This is a genomic window from Pseudarthrobacter chlorophenolicus A6, from assembly GCF_000022025.1.
GTDB lineage: Bacteria > Actinomycetota > Actinomycetes > Actinomycetales > Micrococcaceae > Arthrobacter > Arthrobacter chlorophenolicus.
This window is the reverse complement of sequence record NC_011879.1, coordinates 152445-175556: the sequence shown is the minus strand read 5'-3', so window position 1 is coordinate 175556 and position 23112 is coordinate 152445. Positions and strand designations below refer to the sequence as shown.

Genomic DNA, 23112 nt, shown 5'->3' with positions numbered 1-23112 from the left:
GAGGGGCCTTTCCGCTGAAGCTGAAGCGCTGTATGGCTGTTGGGGCGGTTTAGGCCGCCTCGTCTGCGGCCGGACCCCGGGTGAAAGGGAGGCCGGCCGCAGACAGTGAGGGTCAGGCTACGGGCAGGTTGCTGCGCCGGCCTTGGGCGTGACGACCAGACCAGCTGTTGCGCCCTGGCTGGTGTACTTCACGCAGTAGTTGGTGACTGCCTGGTTGGTGCCGGCGATGGTGTAGCCGAAGCCGGTGCCGTCCACGGCACCCGTCAGGGTGGACTCGGCGCTCTTGTTCACCGATGCGACCGAGGCCGTCACGTTGGCCGCGACGTACTTGGCCTTGCCGGTGAGCGAGAAGTCGGATTCCACCGTCAGGGCGGCATTGGAAACTTCGGCCGAGAGGTTCTGCACCGCTGCACGCTCGAAGTACTTCGAGAACTGCGGCAGGATGGCCAAAGCCAGGATGGCGATGATAGCCATGCCGGCCATGATTTCGATCAGCGAGAAGCCCGCGTCGCGGCGCTTCTTGGAGGCGGGTGCGGCAGCGTCCCGGGAAACCATCCGGGCGCGTGCTGCCTGGGGATCCAGGAGTCCTGCAATATTGCTCAAGGTGAGACCTCTCTCATTTCGGGCTGCAACGCTCAAGGCCCGGAAGTCGGTTGTGGGCGGGAGTGCCTACGACAAGGAACATGCGTAGATATTTGGAAAGACCGCCGCCGGTCACCAAAAGTGGGGCGGCGGTCTCGTTTCCGGTGATTAGACGCAGGCGGTGGCACCCTTGGGGGTGACCTTCAGGCCGGCGGTGGCACCGGCGCTGGTGTACTTCACGCAGTAGTTGGTGACCGCCGTGTTGGAGGCCAGGATCGAGTAGCCGAAGCCGGTGCCGTCCACGGTCGCGGCCAGGGTCGACTCGGCGCTCTTGTTGACGGAGGCGACGGAGGCGTCGACGTTGGCTTCGACGTACTTGGCTTTGCCGGTCAGCGAGAAGTCCGACTCGACCGTCAGGGCGGCGTTGGAGACTTCCGCGGACAGGTTCTGCACGGCAGCGCGTTCGAAGTACTTGGCGAACTGCGGCAGGATGGCCAAGGCCAGGATGGCGATGATGGCCATGCCGGCCATGATTTCGATCAGCGAGAATCCGGCGTCCCTGCGCTTCTTCCCAGGGCTGGCGGTAACCCGGGCGCGGGCTTCATTCGGATCAAGGAGTCGGGCGATATTCCCCAAAATTCTTGCCTTTCTCGAACCGGGTATTCAGCTTCGCGACCCGGACGTCTTATCGGGCTGACTGCCCGTCATGAGGGAACATGCGTAGATACGCCCGCAATAGGTCACCGGCGAGTGGGAGATGCCTCTTTCGCGCGTGGAGGATCACCAGGGGCAGTAAGGGGAACGACTCCAGCGGTAGGAGCGCCCGTTCAGGACACTCCTACCGCTGTCGAGTGGTTATAATGTGATTGCTAACTATCACTTATGATTAATACGGGCTGACGACGTCGCCCAAGCTGAAGTACGGAAGGTAGATTGCAAGGGCGATGATCAGGACCATGCCCGCAATCCCGATGAGGAAGATCGGCTGAACGTACGCCTCCATGTTGTTGGTGGTGTGGTCGACGTCGCGTTCGTACAGCTTGCCGACGGCCCGCAGGGACTTGTCGGTTTCGCCAGTGTCCTCGCCCAGGGCCAGGAACTTGAGCAGCATCTTCGGAAACAGCGGCTCTTCCCGGAGCGGCTCCATAATGGACTGGCCTTTGAGCTTGCCGTCGCGGGCTTTCATGATCGCGTTCTCCATGACCACGTTCCCGACGGAGCCGGCGGTGATCGCCAGGGCGTCGGTGATGTGGACGTGGTTGGCTGACAGCGATGCCATGATGCGGCAGAACTTGGTCAGGGCAATGTCGCGGAACAGCTTGCCGAACACCGGCAGCTTGAGTTTGAGCGGATCAACGAACTCACGGACCTTCGTTTCCTTGGAGTTCCGCTTGTACCAGATGGACCCGACCACGCCGATGACTACCAGCAGAGGGACCGCCCACGCCATCTGGGCGGAGACGCCCATGACCAGGCGCGTCAGGAAGGGCAGCTGGGCTTTGCCGTGGCTGAGCTCCGTGTACATCGATCCAAACTTCGGAACGACGTACATCATCAGGAACACGAAGATCGCCGAGGACAGGACGAGCACCACCATGGGGTAGGTCAGGGCTTTCTTGACCTTGGCCCGCTGCTCATCCTCGCTCTCCAGGTCATCGGCGACCTGGTTGGCAGCGTCAGCGACGAACCCGCCCTTGTCTCCGGCCGCGAGGGTCTTCGTCATCAGGTCCGGAAAGATGTACGGGTGCTTGGCCATCGCCTCGTGCATCTTGATGCCCTCGGAGCTCATGTCCTTGAGCACCTCCGACAGGCCGTGGGCCAGGACAATGTCGCCGATTTCACCGTCATCAAGGATTTCCGCGATCGCGGCCCTCTCGTCGTAGCCGACCTCCAGGTACATCGCCAGCTGCCGGCTGGCCGCGACCATGGCGCGGGCCTTGGGCCGGGACTTCTTGCCGACGGCTGTCGTACCTGTCTGCCGGACAGACAGGATCGATGTGTATTCAGGGTTGGATGCAAGCTTTGCGATGGCCGACTCACGGGAGGACGCTACTGCCGTGCCCGATTTTGGCTTGCCGTCGGCGCCCTCGGCCCGGAACGCGAACGTCTGGTTCTTCTTAGCTGGCGCTACCGCGGTGGTCGTCAATGCTTGCTCCTGGGTCGATGTATCCCCCGCGGCGTCGGGCCTCGGGCTGTCGTCTACCCGCAAACATGCGTAGACGCCAGGGCGACCCCCGCAGAAACAGCCTTTCAGGCACGCCGAGGTCCGTTCGGGGATCCCGTCCGATCGCTTCGTAGCATTGGATCATGGGTCTTCGAGGTCAGTCCGGCGCGTCATTGGGCGGAAGTGTTGTCCGCACCCGGCAGAGGAAGCAGCAGCGCAACAGTTCCCCCTGCCCGACCTGCGGGGCCAGCAAAGGCTCACCGTGCTTCGACAACACTCCTGGCAGCGGGTTGCGGAAGCTCTCCCGCACCCACCGGGCCGCGGCCGCCCCGAAGCAGGGAGCCGGTTCCCGCAGCTCCGCCACCAAGACCGTCAGGAGCGCCAAGCAGGCCTACCAGAAGGCCGAGGAGCTGGGGCCGATCATCCCGGTCCGGCCGACCAGGTTGCGCATGGACCGCTCGCCCCGGCTCGAGGCCGGGCAGGTCTATGTGATGAAGACCGGGACCGTCTATCACCCGGCATGGTGCTCGATCGTGGCGGCAAAGTGGGACAGCGACCCGGAGGGGCTGCTGCTCATCACCGAGGAAACCGTCGGCCAGCGCCGTGAGTGCAAGGCCTGCGAGGAACCGCTGACCGATTAGAAGGACAGGGCCCCGGCCAGGGTGCTGCCGACAAGTGCCAGCAGGATCAGGACGGCAACCACTGCCGGTGCGCCACGGCGCATCGCCTGGCCTGTTTGCGGACCGGCCGACGGACTGAACTCGTCATGGTTTGATTCCTCTTCATACTGGGGAACATGCGTCGATTTCCTCCCCACGGGCTGTCGCCGGGTAGCGCCGATTCCACACACATAAGGGGCACAAACCACCACGCAAAACCGCCGCCCCACGACCGGTTTCAGCGGTGACAGGAGCAGCGGATTCCGCACACATTATGGGAGTGAAAAAGGGCATGAAAAACCAGCTGATGCACCCCGAATCGGGTAGCGGAAATGCGGATGCCGCACACATTAGTACTGTGACGGAGACCCGGAAAGGACAGGCTGTGAACTACTTGGCAGATTCGCTCGGAGTAGCACTCGGGGAAGCCGACGCAGCAGCCGGGAAAGTGATAACCCAGGCACCGTCACGGAAAACCAGGTCGTTTACCGAATCAGCCAGAGCATCGCTGTTGGCAACCTTCTTGCCGCCAGCTGAAACCGTCACAGCTTCCACCGGAACAGTAGCCTTCTGACCATCCACGACAACCCTGGACTCGTCAACGTCCACCGAAACGGCGGCCTTCGGGTCGGCCATCTTCACCAGCACGAACTCCGAGACGGTGTTCTGGACGGTTTCGGAAGCGGCGTCCTTGTCCAGGAACTTCACTGCAGGCGCGAAAGTATCGGCGGTAGCCTGGCTGGCGACGGCCGCAGCGACCTCGTCGGAGGTGCCGGCGGCCACGAAACCCTTGATGGCCTCGGCGGCCTTTCCGCCGGTGAGCTCCTTGGCGTCAACGGTCGGGCTCGGGGCCGCGTCCGGAGTCTTCTGCGAGCAGCCGGACGCACCGAATGCTACTGCTGCCGTCAGTACGAGAACCCCGAAACCCTTGGTGATGCTGTTCATGATGAATCCTTTGTTTGTCAATACCGAATACTTCTTAAATGACAAACTACGTGAGAGACTTGACGATTTGCAAGTCCACGTGTAACAACTTGGGCACCGTGTCGGAAATTGTTCCGTGACACGGTGCCCTTTTGGTTGAATTGCGCGTGGTCTCCTTGCGAAAGGTACGCCCGGTCTTCCGCTCTTACTTGCCCTGGGGTTCAACCAGCGGTGCGGCCAGGAACGTCGTACCGCTGATCATCACGTGGTACCCGTTCTCCTGCTTCTCGATCTGCAGCTCGTGCGCCGTGATCGGCCGCTCCAGGTTCTCGATCTTGACGAGGAAAGCCTGTACCGCGGCCAGGTCACCCTTGCCGTCGATCTTCAGGTTGACCGTGCCGAGCTGTGAGTTCGAGCCCGGGGCAGACTGGGTCGCTGCGGCAGCGGCGACCGGTGCCGGCCCGGGCAGTTCGGTGCCGACCTGGGTGGCCTGCGCCGCCGAGGCTGCTGGTGCCTTCTCCTCATCCTTTGCCGGTTCCGGCACGTTGGGGTTCAGCGTTGTCAGGGTCACCCCGGTCGAGGATGCCGCTGCGTTGATGGCATCAATCATGTTCTGCTGCTCGGCACCCGAGGGGAAGGCCTTCTTGAACTGGTCCACCTGGGTCTTGAGCGGTGTCAGGTTCTTGGCGATCGCCTCGAGCTTGTCGGCCTTCGCAGTCAGGGCCACATTGCTGGCGTGCGCGGTGGCGGCGGAGGAGACGAGTGCCTTGGACTCGTTCATCTTCGGGACGAAGAACATCGCGTAGGCGATGACGATCAGGAAGACGGCGGCAATCCCCGAAACGATGTACGGGGCGATGTTCTTGGAGGTGGATCCGTTCACTTGGATGCTCCCTGGGTTTCCGTGCCCGTTGCGGCCGAATCAGTGGCCGCGGTCGGGGAATCGATGGACGAGAGCTCCTCGGGTGAGGGCTTGAACTTGTCGCCCTTCAGCGACAGCGCCTGACTGGTGTGGCCGACAGTGAATTTGAAGGAGATGCCGCCCTCAGTCACCGTGGACTCGGTCAGGTACGGCTCGGCGAGCATGTCCTTGTTCTTGTTCAGCGATGCCACCAGCTGCGCGACGGCCTCTACGTTGGGGGCCTTGCCGGCGACATCAACGCAGCCCAGCGAAGTGGAGGGCGCGAACGGGCTCGAGGACATGCACGGTGAATCGGCCGGCGCGGTCTTGATGGAAGTGAAGACGGCACCGACCGAGTTGGCTCCGTAAATGGCCTGAACGACCCGCGAGTGCGCGACGTCATCTTCCAGGGCAGTTCCGACCGCGACCTTCCTCTCGATGAAACCGTCGGCATAGTTCTGCACGTCCCGGTTCTGGGCGAGGTAGGCAGTCGCCTGGTTCGTGATCGTCTTTTCCTTGTCTAGCTCCGCCTGCGCCCCCGCAGTTCCGGCCAGCACCACCACGTAGGCGGCCGCCGTGAGACCGAGCATGCCCAGCGACATGAGCATTGCCTGGCGCACAGCGCGGCGGCGTGCCTTGAGCCCGCGGGCCTTGGGCGGCAGCAGAACCAGCGACGGCTTGACGGGCGAGGCCCATGCCGGGGCCGGCGGTTCCTTCTGGACAGGAGGCTTCGTGGCCTTCGGCTCCCGGGGAGTCTTCGGGCGCGGCTCGGGCTTGTGCTTTGTGGCCTTCGCCGGGCCGTTCCCTGTGGTGATTGTTGCCATCAGGCTGTTGCTCCCATCGCCAGGCCGACAGCGGCCATGTAGTCAGTGCTGAGGATCGGACCGAGGTGGTGCCGTTCCGGATCGCCGCCGATGTCGATGGCGTACCGGCCCGTCATGGTCCGAAGGCCGGTGGATTCCTGCAGCGTCGCGGGCAGGTTGGTGACCAGGGACCCTGCGCCGATCAGGGTCAGCCCTGCGACCTGGGCCCGTTCAGGCCGCGTGCTCTGGTAGCTCTCGATGGCGCCGGAGATAATGGACGTGAGCTTGAAGGCGTAGTCGTCCATGGCCTGCTGCACCGCGAAGTGCCGGTTGTAGCTGACCTTCTCCTTGACGACCCGCTCCGGATCGTCATCCTGCAGCCCTGCCGAGATGAGTTTGTTCAGCTCCCCGCCGGCAGCGCCGCGGTACAGGGTCAGCGCATACGGCTTTCCGCCTTCGTGGATCAGCACGGAGGTGACCTCGTGCCCGATGTCCACGAGGACGTCCAGGACGCCCTCGGCACGGGAAGCGATCCAGCTGGCGCGCAGCGAAGCCATACCGGCCAGGTCGGCGCCGGCGGCGTTCAACCCTGCCTTATGCAGGACCTCGAGCTGGAGCTCCACCAGCTTCTGCCCGACGCCGATCAGCAGCGCATCGATCTTGCGCTTCTCGTTGGCGTCGGTGAACTCCTTGAAGACCACCGCGTCGATGATGACCTCAGGCGGTGCCCCGAGGAGCAGTCCGTCGTCGGCGATGATGTCGAAGCCAAGCGCGGTCTGGAAGTTCTTCGGCTCGTGCCAGGGGGTGATGGCCCGGTTGACGTACACGTCGGCCGCGGAGTTGATCCCCATGACGGCGTCCTTGGACGTGAACTTGTTGGCAGCCAGGAACGCCTTCAGTTCGGAAGCCACGAGCTCCACGTTGTCCGCCTTGATGCCGCCACCGCTGATCACACCGGGATCCAGCGGCATATACGCCTGCTTGACCACGGTGACAGCGCCTTTTTCGATGCTCACTTCGGCGAGTTTCAGGCCCGTCGACCCGAAGTCGATGCCAATGACTTTTTCAGCCAATGCGGGTTTCCTGCTTCCTTGTTGAAAACGTTCAGGACTCTTCAGCAGGGAACATGCGTAGACGGTACGGGACGGCCGTCCTCCCCGGGTCTACGCATGTTTGGCAGTGACACCCAGAGAAGTCAGGAATGCCAAACAGACATGAGCACCCTCACCACGAGCAGGCTTGAAACGTACTTCGTGTCCCGGAATATCCTCGCGGCCGAGGAGTTCAGGGCGGCCGAGGCAAACGCGGCTGCGCAGGGGCAAAAGGTCCTGGCTTTCCTCCGGAGACAGGACCGCATCACCCATCAGCAGGCCAGCGGGGCGCATGCCTTCCAGTACGGCTGGACCTACCAGCCGCTCGATGATGACCTGGAGATCTCCGAAGACCTCATCAGCCTGCTTGACTTCCAGGTCGCCCGGAAACTCAACGTCATCCCGATCTCCCTGGATGGAGATGACCTCACGGTCGCCTGCGTCAATCCCCTTGACGTCAACGTCACCAAACAGCTCCAGAGCAAGACCGGAAAGAACATCCTGCCGGTCTACTCGTCAAAGAATGAGCTCACCCGAGCTGTGGGACGGTTCTACTCGACCTCGATCGAGGCAGCACTGGTGGGAAAGGCGGCCGCCAAGGAAGTCACCACCGAGGCCGCCAAAACCTTCCGCCCCTCATTGGTTGTCGTCGGGGAGGAAGGCAACATCGTCAACACCCTGGACGCCATCATCGAAGGCGCCCTGGAGGCCGGCGCCTCCGACATCCATCTGGAGCCGGCGTCCACCCACCTGACCGTCAGGTACAGCGTCGACGGCAAGCTCCGTAACGAACCCCACCAGCCCAAGGAACTCGCCCCGCGGCTGTCCGGGCTGATCAAAACCCGGGCCCGGCTCTCCTCCAGCGAGCTGGTCAACCAGGACGGCGCCATCAGCCACGAGTACAAGGGCAAAACCTACGACCTGCGCGTCGCCGTCCTGCCGGCGGTCTGGGGCGAGGCGATCACACTCCGTATGGGCGCCTCGGAGGCCTGGAAGCTGGGCCAGATCGGTTTCTCGGAAGACACCGAGTCGCAGTGGCGCCGCTCCATCAACCAACCCAACGGCATCTGCCTGGCCGTGGGCCCCATGGGCTCGGGCAAGACGTCCCTGCACTACGCCTCCCTCGATGCCCTGATGGGCCAGGGCCGGAAGATCGTGTCCCTGGAGAACCCGGTGGAAATGAAGCTGCCGTACGGCATGACCCAGGTCAGCATCAACGAGGGCCAGGGGCTGACCTGGGACGGCGGCATGGAAACAGTGCTCCGGTCGGCCGCCTCTGTCCTGTTCGTCGGTGAAATCAACAAGGACGCCATCGCCCACACCGCGGTGACGGCCGCCATCACCGGCCACCTCGTCCTGTCCACGCTGCACACGAACGACGCCCCCGGTTCCGTCCTGCGTTTGCGGGAAATGGGCCTGCGCCCGTCGGTGCTGGCCGACTCGATGCGTGCCGTCTGCGCCCAGCGTCTCCCCCGGCGTCTGTGTGTCCACTGCAAAGTCAACGCCGTTCCCGACCGGGAGATGATCCTGGACTTCAAGCTCACCAACGAGGACCTGGCCGCTGTGGACCCTGAAACCGGCAAATCCATCTGGTACGGGCCATCGCAGCACGGCTGCCGGGAATGCAACGGCGTCGGCTACAAGGGCCGGCTCCCCATCCACGAGCTGATGACCTTTCCACGGCACATCCGGGACCTCATCACGGAGGACGTCCCGAACAGGGTCCTTGCCGAGGCCGCAAAGCAGAACGGGATGCTCACCCTCCAGGACGACGGGCTCCTCAAAGTCCGTGAAGGGCTCACCAGCCTCGCCGAAGTCCGCAGCCACATCCTGATCGACTAGGAAGGAACCACCCATGACAGCAACAGCCGTCGCCCCCATCGAGACAGCACCCGCTCCCCCACAGGCCAATGCCGTGGACTTTCTGCTCTACCGGGCCCTGGACATGAAGGGCTCAGACCTCCACCTGGTCGCCGGCACGGTGCCCTGGGCGACCGTCTACGGCAAGACGGTCCACCTCGAAGGGATCACCCGCGTACTTGACGCGGATTCGCTGAGCAAGATCCTGCGGCAGATGGTCTCGGAACAGGAATGGGCGCAATTCTGGGAAAAGAAGCGCCTGGACTTCTCCTACTCCACCGAACGGGCAAACTTCCGTGGCCACTTCGCCATCGCCGGCGGCGTGCCCATGGCCGTCTTCCGAACCATCCCCTCCGTGGTCCCCGACTTCGATGATCTGGGTCTGCCCGAGGTCATCCGTTCCTTCATCGACGCCGAGGCCGGACTCTACCTGTTCATTGGTGTCACCGGTTCGGGCAAGTCCAGTTCGCTGGCCGCCCTGATCAAGCTGGCGAAGGAGAAGTACGCCAAGAAGATCACCACGATCGAGGCGCCGATCGAATTCCGGCACTCGAACGGCAAATCCCTCGTCGTCCAGCGCGAAGTGGGCCGGGACGTGGACTCCTTCGCGCTCGGAGTGGAAGACGCGCTGCGTGAAAACCCGGACATCATCCTGGTTGGTGAAATGCGGGACCCGGAGACTATGTCGGCTGCGCTGTCGGCCACCAGCTCCGGCCACCTCGTGTTCTCCACCCTGCACGCCGGATCGACCGCCGATGCGCCTGCCCGCATTCTGGAGGCCATGCCGGCAGACAGGGTGGCCGATACCAGGGCGCAGCTGGCCCGCTCCCTGCGAGGGGTCGTCTACCAGAAGCTTCTGCCCGTCAAGGGCGGACAGGGCCGGGTCGTCGCGACCGAGGTGCTGATGATGAACCAGGCCATCTCGAACATGATCAAAAACAACAACACCGAGGGAATCGCCGGGCAGCTGCTCGCCAAGGACTCGGGCTCGATCCCGTTCGAGGTCTCCCTGGTCAACCTGGTCATGGACGGGATCATCAACGAAAGCACAGCGCTGGACGCGGAGATCGTCACGGGCTCCTACCACCGCCAGAAGGCCGCGGGCCGCCGCAACTGACACCAACGGCCCCGTCCTTTGCCGGGACGGGGCCGTTGTTGAGTGACGTTAGGACAGGAAGGAGACGGCTTCCCAATGGATGGGCTTATCCGTGAGGTTGACCTCGTCGTGGACCCGTCGCGCCTGCCGTCCGGCTTCAACACTGTCCGCCGGCTGACTGCCGGATGTGAGGAGATCCTCCGCCAGCAGCAGTGCCGTGCGCAGCGCTGCCAGGTGCCTGTCCCCGAGGACTGCCGCTTCGGCGCCGTAGTGCGCGGCGAGGGCCGCCCTGTCGGCCGCCTGGGCACTCCGGCCAGCAGCCGGGTAGTCCCCCGCGGCGTAAAGCCGGTTGGCCAGGGCAGCGAACCGGCCAGCGCGAGCGGATTCCGCGGCGGCGAACGCGGCGAGGTCCCGTCCGGCCAGCCACGTGTCGGCGAAGGCACCGGCCTCGGCAGGATCCAGCGGGGCCTCGGTCAGCTCAATGGCCGGCAGAGCCTGGGCGACGGCGCCGGCGATACCCCAGCTGTCCAGACCGGTCAGCAGCTGGCGCCGGTAGGCGGCGGCGACACCGGCCAGGCCCGTTTCGGGGAAGTCAAGGGATCTGAGCGGACTGAGGTCCAGGAGGGAACGGGGGGACTTCTCCATCTCCGCGGCGATGAACAGTGCGTCGCCGGCGAGCTGCGCGTTCAGGGCGTCCCATCCGTGGCCCTGGGCCGCTTTCCGGCCGGCAATTCTATAGAGGGTCTCCGCGGTGGCATTGCCCATAATCGCTGCAGCTCTTCTCTTGCCGGTTCGTTCCCCGGCGATCATCAGGTCGGCCCAGACACCGACATGCTTAGTGTAACAGTCTGCACTTTTGACACCAACGCCACACTGCCACCATTTGCCGCGCCGGGCACCCACGGAACCGCACTTTTCAAGGAGCTTCATTGACGATCCACACCACCCCAGCCGGCACCCCGCTGCCCGATGCCCTGACGGCCGAGGAAGTCGAGATCATCCCCGATGTCGATGAGCCCTGGCTGCCCTCAGTCCTGAACCTGGAGACCGGTCTTCCGACGGCCGCGGTGGCAGCCGGCACGGCCATGCTGGGCTTCTGGGTCAACGCCGGCCGCGGTCCACTGGTGGCGGGAATGATCAGTCTTCTGACCGCTGCCCTGGTCTTCCTCGCCGTCATCGACTGGAAGACCCACCGGCTGCCCAACGCCATTGTGCTGCCCATGTACCCGGCCTTCGGCCTGGCCGTCGCCGTCGGGGCTGTTACCGGATCGATCACCGTAACCGCCGCGCTCACTGCGGCCATTTCGATGGCCGCAGCGTTCGCCGTCCTGTGGCTGGTCGCCTTTTTCACTGGCGGACTGGGCTTCGGCGACGTGAAGCTCGGCGGGGTGCTGGGCCTGGTCTGCGGCCTCGAGTCCGGGTACGCGGCGGCCCTTGGCGCGCTGCTTCTGCCCATGATGCTGGGCGGTCTCGTGGCCCTGCCGCTGATGTTCGCCGGCCGGCGTAAGCAGGAGTTCGCCTTCGGGCCCTACATGGTGGCCGGCGCGCTGCTGATCCTGCTGCTGCCGGGCGTCATCGAACCCATCAGCCGCGGGTCCCTCTTCTAGCCGGGTCCCCTACAGCCGCGCGCCAGATGATGCCCCTTGATCGGAGGACAGTTCAACTCAACCTGCGTGGGCTGTACGGCTCCGCCGCTCTCCCGCGCCGGGTGCGGCACGGCAGGTGAGTGGTTCACTCAGTCTGGTCTGCAGAACCGGCCGCGTCGCCTTTTCGGGTCTGGTAATAAAGGGCGTCTACTAGCTCTTTTCGGATCTCTTCGAGAGACGGGACGTAGCTGCCACGATGATCGTGAAAGAGATATGCAACGCCTGCCCGTTCATCGAAAATCACCCACCCATACTTGTGGGCGCCCTCGAAATCCCAGTCGACAAATTCAAGACAACCGGGTCGCGGAAATTTGGTGTCCCATTCCGCGGCGACGCGGGCCCGGACTTTTGCGCATGCGTCTTCCCATTCCTTTTGACGGGTCTCAGCGGCGTAGGGACTCGTCTCATTTCGGGTAGCTACCTGAACCAGCTGGGGCACCTTCATACAGGACTCGTCAAGGACTACATTGCCGTACTGTGGGTGCTCCGGAGGTAACCAGACGGTTCTGTCCTCCTTGATCTTTCCACCCCGTGACACGAACTGCTTGAAGGCGTCGGCGACAGAATCGCCCAGGCGATAAAGTTTGATGTGGCTTATAGCGCCAGTGGCGCTGTTCCAGGCGGCTAGCCGATTTTGCAGTTTCATCCGTTCAAAGGCGGCGGCACGTTGCTCCGCGTCCTTCTTGGCCAATTCCGCATCGATGTCGAATGTATCGTCGCCCATGGGGCGAAGATACACCTCGTGAGCCTGGCGGTCACGACCGTACCCACGGGTCGGGGTCGGCGGCCCACGCCTTCGTTGGACGACAGGACTCAGTTGAATCCGGGCTCGGAGTTGTTCAGGGCGAAGCTGAAACCCGTTATGTCCTCGTTGACGTCGCGCTCCAGCACCGCCAGGGCGTCACGCTCCACACCGCCCAGCTGCGCATGGCGGACGAACGCGGCCAGATGGCCCAGTGTCATTTCCTCGGACAGTGACAGGGTTACCTTCAATGGTTCGCTCATAGGGGGAAGTATTTCATGCGCCGGGAACGACAAAGGCCCCGCCGGAATCTCTCATGGCGGGGCCTTTGCGGTCGGGCTACTTCTTGATCTGGGTTACGCCGGTCTGAACCGGGGCCATGTCGATGACTCCCGTCACGGACAATGCCAGGACGACCAGGGCGACGCCCAGAACGACGCCGAGGATAACCCGGCTCCTGGCGGAAGTGTTGGCCCATTCACTGCGAAGGCGATCCATGGATGCTCCTTTTGTCGGTGATCCGGCACTTGCGTGCCGGACCGGGTTGTTTTGCAAAACGGTGACCGGTTATCAGCAGGAACCGGTTCGGCCCTTGCCTCTGCACAGGAACATGCGTAGACGAAGGCCGGTCAGCTGTTCGCTGGCACTGTCTCCCCGTCGCAGACCACGGTCTGTGGCAGGTTGAGGGTGCACTGGACGTTTTTTCCGTTCACGATTGCTGCGAACGGAACGCCCTCCTTGAGGCCCTGATCCGGTATGGCTGACTGGACGCCGTAGTTCTTGGCCAGGGACGCCCAGACGACCATGTTGTAGTTCCGGTCATGGCTGGCGAGGATGTTCACCAGGAAGGCGGATGTTGCCACCCCCAGCACGGCGGCCGCGATGGCCACGGCGAAGGTGCGCCTCCACGCCGCCGAGCCCCGGTCCGAGCGCGAAATTCCCCGGCCCGCAAGAAACGAGGCATAGAAAAACACGCCGGCGGCAGCCACCAAAATGGCCACTATCGGAAAGACCGGGACCGGCGCCGGGATCATGCCCGGACTCCGAGGGATTCCTGCTTCATGGTCTGCTCTATGCGCCCCGGCCGCTGGCGGGCGTCACGGGCCGGTTGAGCACGCCCGCTTGTTGTCAAAATCGCGGTGGCATACAGTAAGTGGGTACTTCAGGCGAACAGGGCAGGGGCCACAGTGGCAAGACCAAAGGACCACTTTCCCATGCCTCCGGCGCAGGTGAAGGCTCTCACGGAAGCGTTCACCGGGTTCCGGGCAGCACTGGACCCGAATGATGCCTGGGCCAACGGCCGCCTGGCGGTCGTCATCAGGGCGGCCGACGCCGCCGGATGGTCCCGCCGCACAACTGCCTCCGCGCTCGGCATTTCCCGTGAACGCCTGCAGCGGATCGCGCGCTTCCCGGCAGCTGCCCGGCACAAGATGCCACGACACGAGCTGGGCTCTGTGTTTCCGGCAGCGTCCGTGGCCGCCTTCCGCAAACACGAGGATGAAGTCAGCCTCCGGCGGACCCGGACCGAGAAGGCACTTGTCGCCATCCTGCGCGCCGCCCACCATGACGCTGGCTGGCCGTACAACATTCTGGGGGCCCTTGTTGAGGTAAGCGGTGAGCGATTACGTCAGATCGCAGAGACCCCCGTGGACGTCACCGGCGAACAGGCCCCCACGTTTGATACCTTCACACGTCTGGTCAAGGAACGCCCCGCGCCCCGGGAGGGACGAAAGCTGGATGAGGCCGAAGTTGAACGGCTCCGCCGTCTTGCCGATCGGGCCAGGACAGCAACCAAGTCCGTGGGAAAGAGGCTTGGCTCAAACCCCAGCCCGGAACAGGTCCGGGCGCTGGAGTCCGCCCTCCAGGGCAGACTGGCCTCCGAAGAGCTCTCCGCGCTGCTGATCGGCCTCAAGGAGGACAACGTCTCGTGGCCCGACCTGGACTCTGCCTGCGGGTACAAACCCGGAGGCGCGAGGGCACGTGCCATCCGGCACGGCTACGCCCAGACACCTCCAAGCATGAGCCGGTACACGCCAACTCAGCTGCCGGGATGGCCGCAACCTGCAGCCGTCTCTCAGTTGACAGATTCGCACAGCGTGTAACGTATCCTTGACGATGCCCCGGAGAAAGGAGCACTCCATGGTGTCCCTGTCCCCCGCAGCCGATCCCTGGGAGCAGCTGACTGAGCTGCAGGCCAACGCGCAGGACGACGAGGCTTTCCGCCCGCTTTACGCTGCTGCCCTGCGCGACTTTCACCGTGCCGGCTGGACCTACCGGCAACTGGGCAAAGCCAATGGCGTCTCCCACGAATACGTCCGCCTGGCCATCCTTGGCGTCCCCGAAGAGGTGACCACCTCCGGCATTGTGGTTCCGCCGCGGCCCAAATCCCTCAGCGCCATTCCCCTGCGGGACCTGGATCTGGCAATCGCCGCGGATCTGCGTTCCCGCCTCAGCCGCGCCGTGGAAGCCGACCCGGAGCAGCGGACCGCCTCCGGCATCAAGACAGCCGTCGCGGACTACTTTGCAGCCCTGCACAACGCCGAGGCTGCAGGTTGGGACGCCTATTCCCTGGCCCACGCCCTGGGGTCGCACCCGAAGGCCATCTTTAAGTTTGTGAACCAGCACCAGCGATCCGGCGAAGGCCAGGCACCGCCGTACCCCGACGCGCCACACCGGAACGAGCCGACCCTGCACCGGGCCACCCGCCCCGCGCTGCCGCCTGTCAAGGTTCCGGACGATGACGTCGAGAAACTACACCTCCTGGAGCAGACGGCCGGGACGGAAGCTGCCACGTCCCAGGACGCGAACGCCTACCAGGCCCTGCTGGGTGTCTGGTACCTCCTGGGCGCCAGCCGTGAAGAGCTGGAACGGGCGACCGGCCAGCAATGGGAGACCATCCGCAAGCGACTCGTCCGGGCCGGCTACATGTCCGGCAAACCGAGGTCCTCGACCAGGACCAAACCCAACGCCTGAAACTGCCGATCCCGGCCGGAGCCATTCGAAGACGATGGCCCGCTCACTGGGCAGCTCCTGCGGCCTGCGCTTCGGGCTGGACCTGCTTCGGCTTTGACCGCCTCTTCCTTCTCCTCCGCCGGGGGCCCTGGCCGGCAAAGGGCGGCCGGGGAGCCCCGAAGCCGGGGCCGCTCCAGTATGTCCCGCCGATCAGGATGCCTGCCAGGGCGCCGTAGGTCCATACAAGGGGAAGTGCCGGCTGGTCGGTCGCACCGCCGATAAAGGCCAGCACAAAGAAGACGACCGGTATGGCGAAAAGCGGCAGGAACCTGCCCTGCACCGACTTTACGAACCGGAACAAGGCCCAGCCGGCAACCGCGGCGCCGGCCAGGACCGCCGCTACGGGCACCGTCGGCGATTGGTAAGCAAGGTGGGCTGAGCCCAGCCCGAGAAGCACCAGCGCACTGCCGGAGGTGATCAGGGCTGGCCGCCAGCCGCCCGGGAAGACGGAACCCTTGGCGCCGCGCTGAGTTTTTAGTCTGAGTTCGGTACCTGCTCCAGGGCCGACCCATGAGATCCCGGCTGCCAGGGCCCCGACCAGAAACCCCATGAACCAGGGGCCCGCCGCGGGAAGGCCGAGATCATCCTCGACGGAGAGCAGTGAGTAGTAGATCAGCAGGAACGACCATTGCATCACCCCGAAGGCGCGGACTGAGTAAGCGACGACACGGTACACAAGGGCTGCGAAGACCGCCGCCAGCAGGAAGAACAGCGATGCCTCAACGAGCACGTTCCGCGCCAGCCACACGAAGACCGCCACCAGCACAGCGATCAGCCCGGCGTAAAAAAGCCGTCCGTCGAATGGTTCCTTCTTCATCCCCACAGCGTCATCCCCCTCATCTCAAGCCTACTCACCGCTCAACCGTGCCTAACACCGCTTGCGGCGAAGGCCCGTCGTGAAGCGAGGCGCATAGGGAGATCTGTAAGCCAGCCGGGTCTCAACTTCAGGTGCAGCTTTCGCACCTAGAAGTCCCATCCCGCGCAAATATTCGGCCAATCGGACAGCCCCGGTAGCGAAATCTACGCATGTTCCTTGATGGGCCTGGGGGGTGCCGAAAGAGTCATTTTGCGCCGAAGGGAATGAATTGCCTGTCCTGACCACACCGGGTCCCGTGTCTCAGCTCTCCGGGGAACCCACAGAACTTCTCAGCGTCCTGGCGGCAATGCCCATGTCGGATCCTGCCTACGGGCGTTGGTGGGGCACCGATCAGGGAAACTGGCTTTACGACGAGATCAGCGCACGGATCGGCGGCCCGCTTGCCGGCACGCTGAAGAACACATACGGCGTCACCTACGAACCGGCTGATGTTTCGAACACCGCCTTCACCCTGCTCCGGAAGGATTTCGCGCACGCGTACCTTCTGCGCGCCGATGACCCGTGGGCCTACCTGTCCCAAATGCTCAAGCGTGAAATGCTCGCGGCCGCTGGCGCCCACTTCCGCGTCGAACTGACCGACGACGTACTCTTCGACTCGAACGCCACCGAGACCGGCCAGCCGCTGGTAACCGTCCAGGACGCAGCAGACGTCACCTATGACGTCCTCGCTCCTCTGGCACCCGCCCACCTTCGGGAGAGCCTCCGCCACGCAATCCGGTATTTCGCGGAGCCCGGCGGGGTCCGGATGAGCCACCTTTTCACCCATGCTGCGAATGACGTGGAGCTGACCGGCCTCGGACTGGTCCGGGAAGAAATCCTGGCCATTGCCAACGCTGTCCTCGGGAGCCGGCCCAACAACGGTCAGACCTCGCTGATCGCCGCGTTCCTGCACGACCCGGGCTTTGACCCCCGCTCCTCCATCCTGCACCGGCGCGCATTGAACAAGTTCCAGTCACGCCTGGCCGCCATCGCAGACAAGCAGGAGGCCCTCGTTGGCTAGACGAGTCACCGAACGACGCAGCTCCGAGTTCCCCCGCCACCGGGCCGAATCCAAATTCGCCGACCGGAGCCTGCCCACCGTCGCCCTGCTTTCCGCGGCGAATGAGGTTGGGGAAACCGATCGGCCGTTCATCCCCAGGAACACTCCTGCCCCGGTTGCTGAAGTTCAGGAGGACGAGCTCCCGGAGAACTATTTCCAGACGGACCCGGACAAAGACACCTGGCTGGAAGAAATCGTGCAGGAGTGCATGAAGATGGGCGCTTCGGACCTGCTGCTCAACTTCGATAACGCAGCCATGATCCTTACCGCCGCTGCCCGTGTCGATGGCCGGATGCGCCCGGTACGCTGCGTCAAAGGCATGCAGGGACGGGTGATCGTCGGCAAGTTCAAGGCCGAGGCAAAACTCGCGACCAGCGGCCGCTTCGCCCCGGAAGAGACCATCTACCTGGTTGACGTTCACGGTGAGCAGCGCAAGGCTCGCGTCGCTGCGTTCCGCACCGCCGACGGCGGGGACGCCATCGTCATGCGTCTGCCCCCGTCTGGGCTGCTGCGCCAGCTCACCGATCTCGACTTCTCCCCGCTGAACCTTCAGCTGTTCTACGACCTGCTCGGCGCCGCCAACCGCATGATCATCATCGCCGGGCCCATGGGCTCAGGCAAGACAACCACCGCGCACGCCGCGCTCATGCACGTCGCCACACCCACCCGTACCGTCTGGACCGTCGAAGACCCGGTCGAGAGGACCCTGCCAGGCCTCATCCAGCTCGAGGTCGATGAGGACAACGGCGCAGGGTTCGACGCGCTGCTCCCTGCGCTGGTCCGCTCCGACTACGACACGCTGTTCCTGGGCGAGATCCGGGACCAGGCCACCGCTGCGGCCGGCGTCCGGCAGGCCAAAGCAGGGCGGCAGGTCATCACCACCATCCACGCCAACAACAACGTCACCGCCTTGCTGCGGCTGATCGACCTTGCTGTGGACTCGCCGCTGTCCGTCATGGACTCCGTAAAGGGCGTCGTATCCCAGCGCCTGATCGGCAAGCTGAACCCGGACTGGGACGGCCGCAGCGAGCTGACCAAGTACAAGGGACGCATCCCCATCCATGAGGTGCTGACCATCACCGACGAACTCACCGAGGCGATCATGACCAACCAGCCCCTGAGCCAGCTGCGGGAGCTTGCCGAAACGAATTCCATGTCCACGTTCGCCGCCGACGTCGAACGCCTGGTCACCCAGGGCATCACCGACGAAGAAGAGGCACGGAGGGTCATCGGTGAATGATCTGCTGACCCGGCGCGAGCAGCGCCAGTCCGAAGCCACTGCCGCGGCTGCCCCCGTAGCCGCACCTCCGGCCCTTGCCCCGGCTCCCCGGGGAGGCACCGCACTGGTGCTTTCCTCTGTGCCCCTGGCCAGACTGCACGCCCTGATCGACAGCTGCGGCGAGATGCGCGTCTCGGACATGCACATTCATCCCGGGAAACCGGTGCGGCGCGTGCGCAGCGGCAACCTGGTGATGGACCAGGGCCCTGACGGGATCTTCACAGCCGAGGACATCGAGGCCTGGCTCATCGAAGCCACCGACGGCCGGCCCAACCCGTTGGAGCCCCGCGGCCACGTTTCCGTGGCGATGGCCACCGACAATTACCGGGTCCGCGGAACCTTCCGCAAGTCCCACGCCGGCGTCACCGTCACCTTCCGTCTCATCCCGAACGTCATCCCGGAGGCGAATGAAGTTGGGGTGCCGCAGATCATTCAGGACCTGATGCACAGGGATTCCGGGCTCATCATCCTCGAGGGCCCCACGGGTTCCGGGAAGACGACAGCGATCGCAGCCCTGATCAAAATGGTCAATCGCCATTACAACAAGCACATCTACATGGTTGAAGACCCGACCGAGTTCGTGCACGAGGAAATCGGAGCGACCTCCATAATCCAGCGCCAGATCGGCTCCCACGCCCTGGACTACCCCACCGCCATTGAGGACGCGCTGCGCTCCAAGCCGAACATCATCGTGATCGGCGAACTGCTCAACCCCGCGACGGCAAAGGCCGCCCTGCACGCAGCAACCACCGGCCACCTTGTCATCACCACAGCCCACGCAGGCTCCATCGCCGAAGCGCTGGACTCCTTCATCGGCCAGTTCAACGCAGACGAGCAGGCCCAGGTCCGCTCCAGGCTGTCCCAGTCGCTCCTCGCCATCATGGTTCAAAAGCTGGTGCCCGCCGTTGACGGCAGGCTCCAGGCCGCCCGCGAGGTGCTGGTCAACAACACGAACTTCAGTGAACTGATTCGCAAGGACTCCTCACACCTGATCCGTGCCCAGATCGACGGGGATAAACAAGCCGGCGAGAGGCGCAGCTTCACCTTGGAGCACAGCCTATTCACCCTCGTGGCAGAGGGAAAGATCACCGGCAAGACGGCCATGGCCGTGGCGAAAGCACCAGACGACCTTGAAGCCACCCTCAGGCGTGCCGGAATCTACGACATGGGAGTGGCAGTATGAGCGTCGACTTCGAACGGGCCACCCCGCCCACGGCCGAGCTCCAGATACCGGTGGAGGACCTCGCCGGCATCGAACAACCGCCGGCCCGCCGCCGCCGGGGTTTCAAGAGGCGGACCAAGCAACCATCCGACTCCTCCACGGAGAAGAACCAGCCGAAGCCGGTCAAGGAAAAGCCAGCGGCTCAAGAACAAACGGACGCGAGCAAGCCCAAGAAGAAGAAGGCAGACAAGAAGGCTAAGAAGGGCGACCTGGGGTACGACGAGAACGGCGTCCCGCTCAAAAAGGCAGCCGTCTTCGTCCTGTACAAGGGCAAGAAGTCCAAGCCGGAGCTCATCGCCCGGTCCCTGCGCGCCCTGACCATGGTCCTGCGCGTCGGGGAATCCGAGGCACGCGCACTGGAAATCGTCGGCGAGCAGTACCACAAGTACGAAATCGGACGCGCGTACGAGCACGCCGCCAAGACCATGCGCGAAGACGGCGCCGGTTTCAAACAGGCGCTCATGGCCGAAGAGGTCCTGCCCCGCACCGTCCGCGAACTCATCGAGGCCAGCCACACATCCACGGCGCTCCAAAAAAACCTGCAGGTGGCCGCCACCCTGCTCGGTGAGTCGCAGAACGTGAAGAAGGAGCTGCTGATGAATCTCATCCAGCCCGGTTTCATGATGGCGATGTGTATCGGGCTGCTCTTCACGGCCGTCACCGTGATCATCCCGGGCTTCATCTCCACGTTCGCCTCCCTGGGCGCCGAGACACCCCCGATGACCCTGGTGATCCTTCAGGTCGCGGAAGTCACCAAGTGGGCGCTGGGAGGTGTGATCGTGGCCGTCATTCTGTTCATGTGTTACTGGGTCACCCTGGGGCGCAAGTCCGAACGGTTCAAGATCATGATGGACACGGTCTCGATCCGGATCTTCGGGATCGGTCCGATCGTTCAGCTCGCCGCGACCAGTCGGCTCTTCCAGCTGCTGTCAGCCAACCTGGACACCGGTATCGGCGAGCCACAGTCGCTGAAGAGCGCAGCGAACGGCTGCGGCAACGAAGCGCTCAAGCACCACTGCATCACCCACGCCGAAAAGATGCTCAACGACGGCCTCCCGCTGAAGGACTTCATCAAAACCAAGCTCGTCCCCAGCGATGCCCGCAACCTCCTCGGATCTGCCCCCTCGATCCGCCAGGAAATCGAGATCATGAACGAGCTCGCTCCGGAGTACCGGAACGAAGCCAATGTCCAGCTCAAGACCTTGTCCAAGACCCTGGACCCGATCATCAACTACATGGTCTACGGCGTCGCCGGCCTGCTCATCGTCGCCATCGTCCTGCCCATGTACGCCATCTACCCGGCCCTGATGAAGCTGGGCGGCGGATAAGCCGCCCCGCCGCACACATCCCCTGCATACCAGTACCCAGACCACAGATCGGAACCCCAGTGACCACCGTCCTTACAGACACAGTCCCTATCGACATCCAACCCGAAGCACTCCTCCCCACTGAGCACCCGGACGCTGAGGAGCCGGCCCCTCTGCCCAGCGAGGCCGCCGAAGTCCAAACTGAAGAGGATTACCTTGAGTCGGCGATGGCTCACGATACGGATTCCGCGGAGGTGCGCGAGAAGCTCGAAGACGAATCCGAGCCGTATGAGGTAGGCCTCCGCCCGCTGACCGGCCAGGACTGGCTCGTCGCCACCGTGTGGGGCATCGTCGGCGCCCTCGCCACGACCGCAGTGTCCGTCCTTTTCCTGCCCGTGCATCTACTGTCCCTGACCTTCGTGCTTGGAGCCGGCCTGGGCCTGCTCGGCTACCTGGACCACTGCACCCAGCTGATTCGGAACAGGCACAACCTCGTCTTCGGCGCTGCGGCCGCCCTGCTTCTGGTCGCCACCCAGGTCATCAGTCCAGCCGGCGCAATCCTGGTCCCCGCCCTGATCGGGGGTGCTGCATCCTTCGGTTTCATGCTGGTTCTGGCCGTGTTCACGAAGTTTGCCGGCGGCGGCGACATCAAGCTCTCCCCTATTCCCGCGGCCCTGCTCGCGGCCGTCTCTCCAATCGCGGCCATGATGTGGCTGCTGTTCACGTTCACCCTTTGCCTGGTCGCCATGGTCACCGCCCGTTTGGCTGGCAGCAAGACCAAGCACGTTGCCATGGCCCCTTTCATGGCCGTCGCAGCAGTTCTGGCCATCGGCGTCTACGGGAGCCTGGCCCAGGTGCTGGGGATCTAGCGCGTCAATTAGGGACGCCCGGATGAGGCCTTTGCGGTTTCCCCGGGCGTCCTTGCGTTTTCCTGTATGAATGAGGACATGACCAGCAAAACCCCGGGCGTCCCCGTCAGCCCCGCCGCGAATTTCTGGTGGGCCACCCAGACCGGCAACTACCCGGACGCCTACCCCGAAGGAACGCTGTGGGCCCCGCTGCGAGGACGGTCCGGCCAACGCGTCGACCATTGGGAAACCCTGAACGGAGTCCAGCCTGGTGACATTGTCCTGCACTATGTCGCCCCCGAGATCCGCGGGATCAGCAGGGCCGCGACGGCACCAACACCGGCAGTTCCGCCGCTGCGCGGCTATACCGAACCCGCTGATACAGATGGTGTCCTGGTCCTCACCGAACCGCTCTTCGAGGTCCGGATTCCCTGGGAGGTCGTCGCGAATACTCTTCCCCCGGCCAGCGGGCCTCTGACCGTGGACAAGGACCTGAGGCGGGGATTCTTCTTTGGAGTGGACCGCGACGCTGCCCTGCGTCTGCTTGAACAGGCAGGCCTGGCGATCGACCCAGACGAGACCCCCACCGCCGGGCGGCCTGCCGTCCGCCATCTCGGCGGCCCCAGCGACAGGTGGACAATGGGCGCCGTCCGGACGGAGCAGCGCTACCTGCGGAACCAGCAGCTGCAGCTTCGGGGAAGCTCATGCTCCATCTGCGGGCAGTCCTTTCCAGAGGAGCTGCTGGTCGCCGCCCACATCAAGCCCCGCTCCGCCTGCTCAGAGGAGGAGCGCATGGATACCCGAAACGTGTCTATGCTCGCGTGCCTCTTCGGATGCGACGCCCTGTTCGAACACGGCTACCTCACCGTTGGAGACGGAGGGATTATCGAGGCCGGCAGGCCTGGCCCAGGGCAGGTCGGGGAACGTATGGAGGACCTCCTCGGCCGCAAATGCCTAGCACACGACGAGCGGTCGATGACCTATTTCGCCTGGCACCGGGAGACACATCACGGCAGGCTCGCCGAGGCCTAAAGAAAGACCAGGCAAGACAAATTCACGA

The 23112-nt window shown here is 64.1% G+C and carries 26 protein-coding genes; 12 read left to right on the top strand and 14 right to left on the bottom strand.

What is annotated here, in order from left to right:
* Window positions 1–117 precede the first annotated feature (117 nt).
* From ACHL_RS21020 to ACHL_RS21010, 3 genes are all read right to left on the bottom strand, one after another.
* Window positions 118–603 carry a prepilin-type N-terminal cleavage/methylation domain-containing protein gene (locus ACHL_RS21020; RefSeq protein ID WP_012623137.1) on the bottom strand — a complete coding sequence of 162 codons (486 nt, stop codon included), beginning with the start codon at window positions 601–603 and terminating at the stop codon, window positions 118–120.
* A 147-nt stretch (window positions 604–750) separates the two neighbouring features.
* Complete coding sequence (locus tag ACHL_RS21015) at window positions 751–1218, bottom strand: prepilin-type N-terminal cleavage/methylation domain-containing protein (protein ID WP_012623136.1); 468 nt, start codon at window positions 1216–1218, stop codon at window positions 751–753.
* Window positions 1219–1468: 250 nt separating this feature from the next.
* Window positions 1469–2728 carry a type II secretion system F family protein gene (locus tag ACHL_RS21010; RefSeq protein ID WP_012623135.1) on the bottom strand — a complete coding sequence of 420 codons (1260 nt, stop codon included), beginning with the start codon at window positions 2726–2728 and terminating at the stop codon, window positions 1469–1471.
* A gap of 161 nt (window positions 2729–2889) precedes the next feature.
* On the opposite strand from ACHL_RS21010, the gene ACHL_RS21005 reads away from it, so the two are divergent.
* The gene (locus ACHL_RS21005; protein WP_012623134.1) at window positions 2890–3387 is read left to right on the top strand and encodes a zinc finger domain-containing protein; all 498 of its coding nucleotides are present in this window, start codon (window positions 2890–2892) and stop codon (window positions 3385–3387) included.
* Here ACHL_RS21005 and ACHL_RS24355 read toward each other — a convergent pair.
* The 5 genes from ACHL_RS24355 to pilM form a co-directional block, all read right to left on the bottom strand.
* A complete protein-coding gene (locus tag ACHL_RS24355) occupies window positions 3384–3563 on the bottom strand; it encodes a hypothetical protein (RefSeq protein WP_139187257.1) in 180 nt (59 codons plus the stop codon). The two genes, ACHL_RS21005 and ACHL_RS24355, sit on opposite strands and share 4 nt — an antisense overlap.
* A gap of 232 nt (window positions 3564–3795) precedes the next feature.
* Entirely contained in the window at window positions 3796–4350 is a 555-nt protein-coding gene (locus ACHL_RS21000) for a hypothetical protein (protein WP_012623133.1), read from the bottom strand.
* Between the two features lie 184 nt (window positions 4351–4534).
* A complete protein-coding gene (gene pilO, locus ACHL_RS20995; RefSeq protein ID WP_012623132.1) occupies window positions 4535–5212 on the bottom strand; it encodes a type 4a pilus biogenesis protein PilO in 678 nt (225 codons plus the stop codon).
* A complete protein-coding gene (locus ACHL_RS20990) occupies window positions 5209–6054 on the bottom strand; it encodes a hypothetical protein (RefSeq protein ID WP_012623131.1) in 846 nt (281 codons plus the stop codon). The genes pilO and ACHL_RS20990 overlap by 4 nt, the downstream gene beginning before the upstream one ends.
* A complete protein-coding gene (gene pilM, locus ACHL_RS20985) occupies window positions 6054–7106 on the bottom strand; it encodes a pilus assembly protein PilM (protein ID WP_012623130.1) in 1053 nt (350 codons plus the stop codon). The genes ACHL_RS20990 and pilM overlap by 1 nt, the downstream gene beginning before the upstream one ends.
* 141 nt (window positions 7107–7247) lie before the next feature.
* Between pilM and ACHL_RS20980 the strand changes: the two genes are divergently transcribed.
* Window positions 7248–8966, top strand: coding sequence for a GspE/PulE family protein (locus tag ACHL_RS20980; protein WP_012623129.1), 1719 nt, complete (start codon window positions 7248–7250; stop codon window positions 8964–8966).
* Window positions 8967–8979: 13 nt separating this feature from the next.
* Window positions 8980–10101: a type IV pilus twitching motility protein PilT gene (locus ACHL_RS20975; RefSeq protein WP_012623128.1), complete on the top strand. Its 1122-nt coding sequence runs from the start codon at window positions 8980–8982 to the stop codon at window positions 10099–10101.
* Window positions 10102–10149: 48 nt separating this feature from the next.
* Here ACHL_RS20975 and ACHL_RS20970 read toward each other — a convergent pair whose 3' ends face one another.
* Entirely contained in the window at window positions 10150–10845 is a 696-nt protein-coding gene (locus tag ACHL_RS20970) for a hypothetical protein (protein ID WP_012623127.1), read from the bottom strand.
* A gap of 164 nt (window positions 10846–11009) precedes the next feature.
* On the opposite strand from ACHL_RS20970, the gene ACHL_RS20965 reads away from it, so the two are divergent.
* Window positions 11010–11687, top strand: coding sequence for a prepilin peptidase (locus ACHL_RS20965; protein ID WP_012623126.1), 678 nt, complete (start codon window positions 11010–11012; stop codon window positions 11685–11687).
* A gap of 124 nt (window positions 11688–11811) precedes the next feature.
* Here the strand turns inward: ACHL_RS20965 and ACHL_RS20960 are convergent, their stop codons facing one another.
* The 4 genes from ACHL_RS20960 to ACHL_RS20950 all read right to left on the bottom strand — a co-directional run bounded on the left by ACHL_RS20960 (window position 11812) and on the right by ACHL_RS20950 (window position 13502).
* Complete coding sequence (locus ACHL_RS20960) at window positions 11812–12450, bottom strand: hypothetical protein (RefSeq protein ID WP_012623125.1); 639 nt, start codon at window positions 12448–12450, stop codon at window positions 11812–11814.
* 89 nt (window positions 12451–12539) lie between these two features.
* The gene (locus ACHL_RS20955; RefSeq protein WP_012623124.1) at window positions 12540–12731 is read right to left on the bottom strand and encodes a hypothetical protein; all 192 of its coding nucleotides are present in this window, start codon (window positions 12729–12731) and stop codon (window positions 12540–12542) included.
* A 76-nt stretch (window positions 12732–12807) separates the two neighbouring features.
* Window positions 12808–12966 carry a hypothetical protein gene (locus tag ACHL_RS24350; RefSeq protein ID WP_012623123.1) on the bottom strand — a complete coding sequence of 53 codons (159 nt, stop codon included), beginning with the start codon at window positions 12964–12966 and terminating at the stop codon, window positions 12808–12810.
* Window positions 12967–13097: 131 nt separating this feature from the next.
* A complete protein-coding gene (locus ACHL_RS20950; RefSeq protein WP_012623122.1) occupies window positions 13098–13502 on the bottom strand; it encodes a hypothetical protein in 405 nt (134 codons plus the stop codon).
* 180 nt (window positions 13503–13682) lie between these two features.
* Here ACHL_RS20950 and ACHL_RS20945 point away from each other — a divergent pair, with 180 nt between their 5' ends.
* Window positions 13683–14570, top strand: a complete 888-nt coding sequence (locus tag ACHL_RS20945; RefSeq protein ID WP_012623121.1) for a hypothetical protein — start codon at window positions 13683–13685, stop codon at window positions 14568–14570.
* A 37-nt stretch (window positions 14571–14607) separates the two neighbouring features.
* Window positions 14608–15441 (top strand): hypothetical protein, encoded by an 834-nt coding sequence (locus tag ACHL_RS20940; RefSeq protein WP_012623120.1) that lies wholly within the window; start codon window positions 14608–14610, stop codon window positions 15439–15441.
* Window positions 15442–15484: 43 nt separating this feature from the next.
* On the opposite strand, the gene ACHL_RS20935 is transcribed toward ACHL_RS20940, so the two are convergent.
* On the bottom strand, window positions 15485–16297 hold the full coding sequence (locus ACHL_RS20935) for a hypothetical protein (protein ID WP_043795029.1): 813 nt from the start codon (window positions 16295–16297) through the stop codon (window positions 15485–15487).
* Window positions 16298–16592: 295 nt separating this feature from the next.
* Here ACHL_RS20935 and ACHL_RS20930 point away from each other — a divergent pair, with 295 nt between their 5' ends.
* From ACHL_RS20930 to ACHL_RS20905, 6 genes are all read left to right on the top strand, one after another.
* Window positions 16593–17357 carry a hypothetical protein gene (locus ACHL_RS20930; protein ID WP_043795028.1) on the top strand — a complete coding sequence of 255 codons (765 nt, stop codon included), beginning with the start codon at window positions 16593–16595 and terminating at the stop codon, window positions 17355–17357.
* The gene (locus ACHL_RS20925) at window positions 17350–18636 is read left to right on the top strand and encodes a GspE/PulE family protein (protein WP_012623117.1); all 1287 of its coding nucleotides are present in this window, start codon (window positions 17350–17352) and stop codon (window positions 18634–18636) included. Before ACHL_RS20930 ends, ACHL_RS20925 begins: the two co-directional genes overlap by 8 nt.
* Window positions 18629–19858, top strand: a complete 1230-nt coding sequence (locus ACHL_RS20920) for a type IV pilus twitching motility protein PilT (protein WP_012623116.1) — start codon at window positions 18629–18631, stop codon at window positions 19856–19858. The genes ACHL_RS20925 and ACHL_RS20920 overlap by 8 nt, the downstream gene beginning before the upstream one ends.
* On the top strand, window positions 19855–21225 hold the full coding sequence (locus ACHL_RS20915) for a type II secretion system F family protein (protein ID WP_012623115.1): 1371 nt from the start codon (window positions 19855–19857) through the stop codon (window positions 21223–21225). The genes ACHL_RS20920 and ACHL_RS20915 overlap by 4 nt, the downstream gene beginning before the upstream one ends.
* Before the next feature lie 59 nt (window positions 21226–21284).
* Window positions 21285–22073 (top strand): A24 family peptidase, encoded by a 789-nt coding sequence (locus ACHL_RS20910; RefSeq protein WP_012623114.1) that lies wholly within the window; start codon window positions 21285–21287, stop codon window positions 22071–22073.
* Between the two features lie 78 nt (window positions 22074–22151).
* Complete coding sequence (locus ACHL_RS20905; protein ID WP_244266592.1) at window positions 22152–23084, top strand: HNH endonuclease signature motif containing protein; 933 nt, start codon at window positions 22152–22154, stop codon at window positions 23082–23084.
* The last annotated feature ends 28 nt before the right edge of the window (window positions 23085–23112 follow it).

Bases quoted from the DNA above. Each gene is read 5' to 3' on its own strand.
- ACHL_RS21000 (WP_012623133.1), bottom strand. From the start codon at position 4,350: ATGAACAGCATCACCAAGGGTTTCGGGGTTCTCGTACTGACGGCAGCA.
- ACHL_RS20915 (WP_012623115.1), top strand. From the start codon at position 19,855: ATGAGCGTCGACTTCGAACGGGCCACCCCGCCCACGGCCGAGCTCCAG.
- ACHL_RS20950 (WP_012623122.1), bottom strand. From the start codon at position 13,502: ATGATCCCGGCGCCGGTCCCGGTCTTTCCGATAGTGGCCATTTTGGTG.
- ACHL_RS20970 (WP_012623127.1), bottom strand. From the start codon at position 10,845: ATGGGCAATGCCACCGCGGAGACCCTCTATAGAATTGCCGGCCGGAAA.
- ACHL_RS21005 (WP_012623134.1), top strand. From the start codon at position 2,890: ATGGGTCTTCGAGGTCAGTCCGGCGCGTCATTGGGCGGAAGTGTTGTC.
- ACHL_RS24350 (WP_012623123.1), bottom strand. From the start codon at position 12,966: ATGGATCGCCTTCGCAGTGAATGGGCCAACACTTCCGCCAGGAGCCGG.
- ACHL_RS20940 (WP_012623120.1), top strand. From the start codon at position 14,608: ATGGTGTCCCTGTCCCCCGCAGCCGATCCCTGGGAGCAGCTGACTGAG.
- ACHL_RS20990 (WP_012623131.1), bottom strand. From the start codon at position 6,054: ATGGCAACAATCACCACAGGGAACGGCCCGGCGAAGGCCACAAAGCAC.
- ACHL_RS20945 (WP_012623121.1), top strand. From the start codon at position 13,683: ATGCCTCCGGCGCAGGTGAAGGCTCTCACGGAAGCGTTCACCGGGTTC.
- ACHL_RS20975 (WP_012623128.1), top strand. From the start codon at position 8,980: ATGACAGCAACAGCCGTCGCCCCCATCGAGACAGCACCCGCTCCCCCA.
- ACHL_RS20955 (WP_012623124.1), bottom strand. From the start codon at position 12,731: ATGAGCGAACCATTGAAGGTAACCCTGTCACTGTCCGAGGAAATGACA.
- ACHL_RS20905 (WP_244266592.1), top strand. From the start codon at position 22,152: ATGACCAGCAAAACCCCGGGCGTCCCCGTCAGCCCCGCCGCGAATTTC.
- ACHL_RS20980 (WP_012623129.1), top strand. From the start codon at position 7,248: ATGAGCACCCTCACCACGAGCAGGCTTGAAACGTACTTCGTGTCCCGG.
- ACHL_RS20935 (WP_043795029.1), bottom strand. From the start codon at position 16,297: ATGAAGAAGGAACCATTCGACGGACGGCTTTTTTACGCCGGGCTGATC.
- ACHL_RS20960 (WP_012623125.1), bottom strand. From the start codon at position 12,450: ATGGGCGACGATACATTCGACATCGATGCGGAATTGGCCAAGAAGGAC.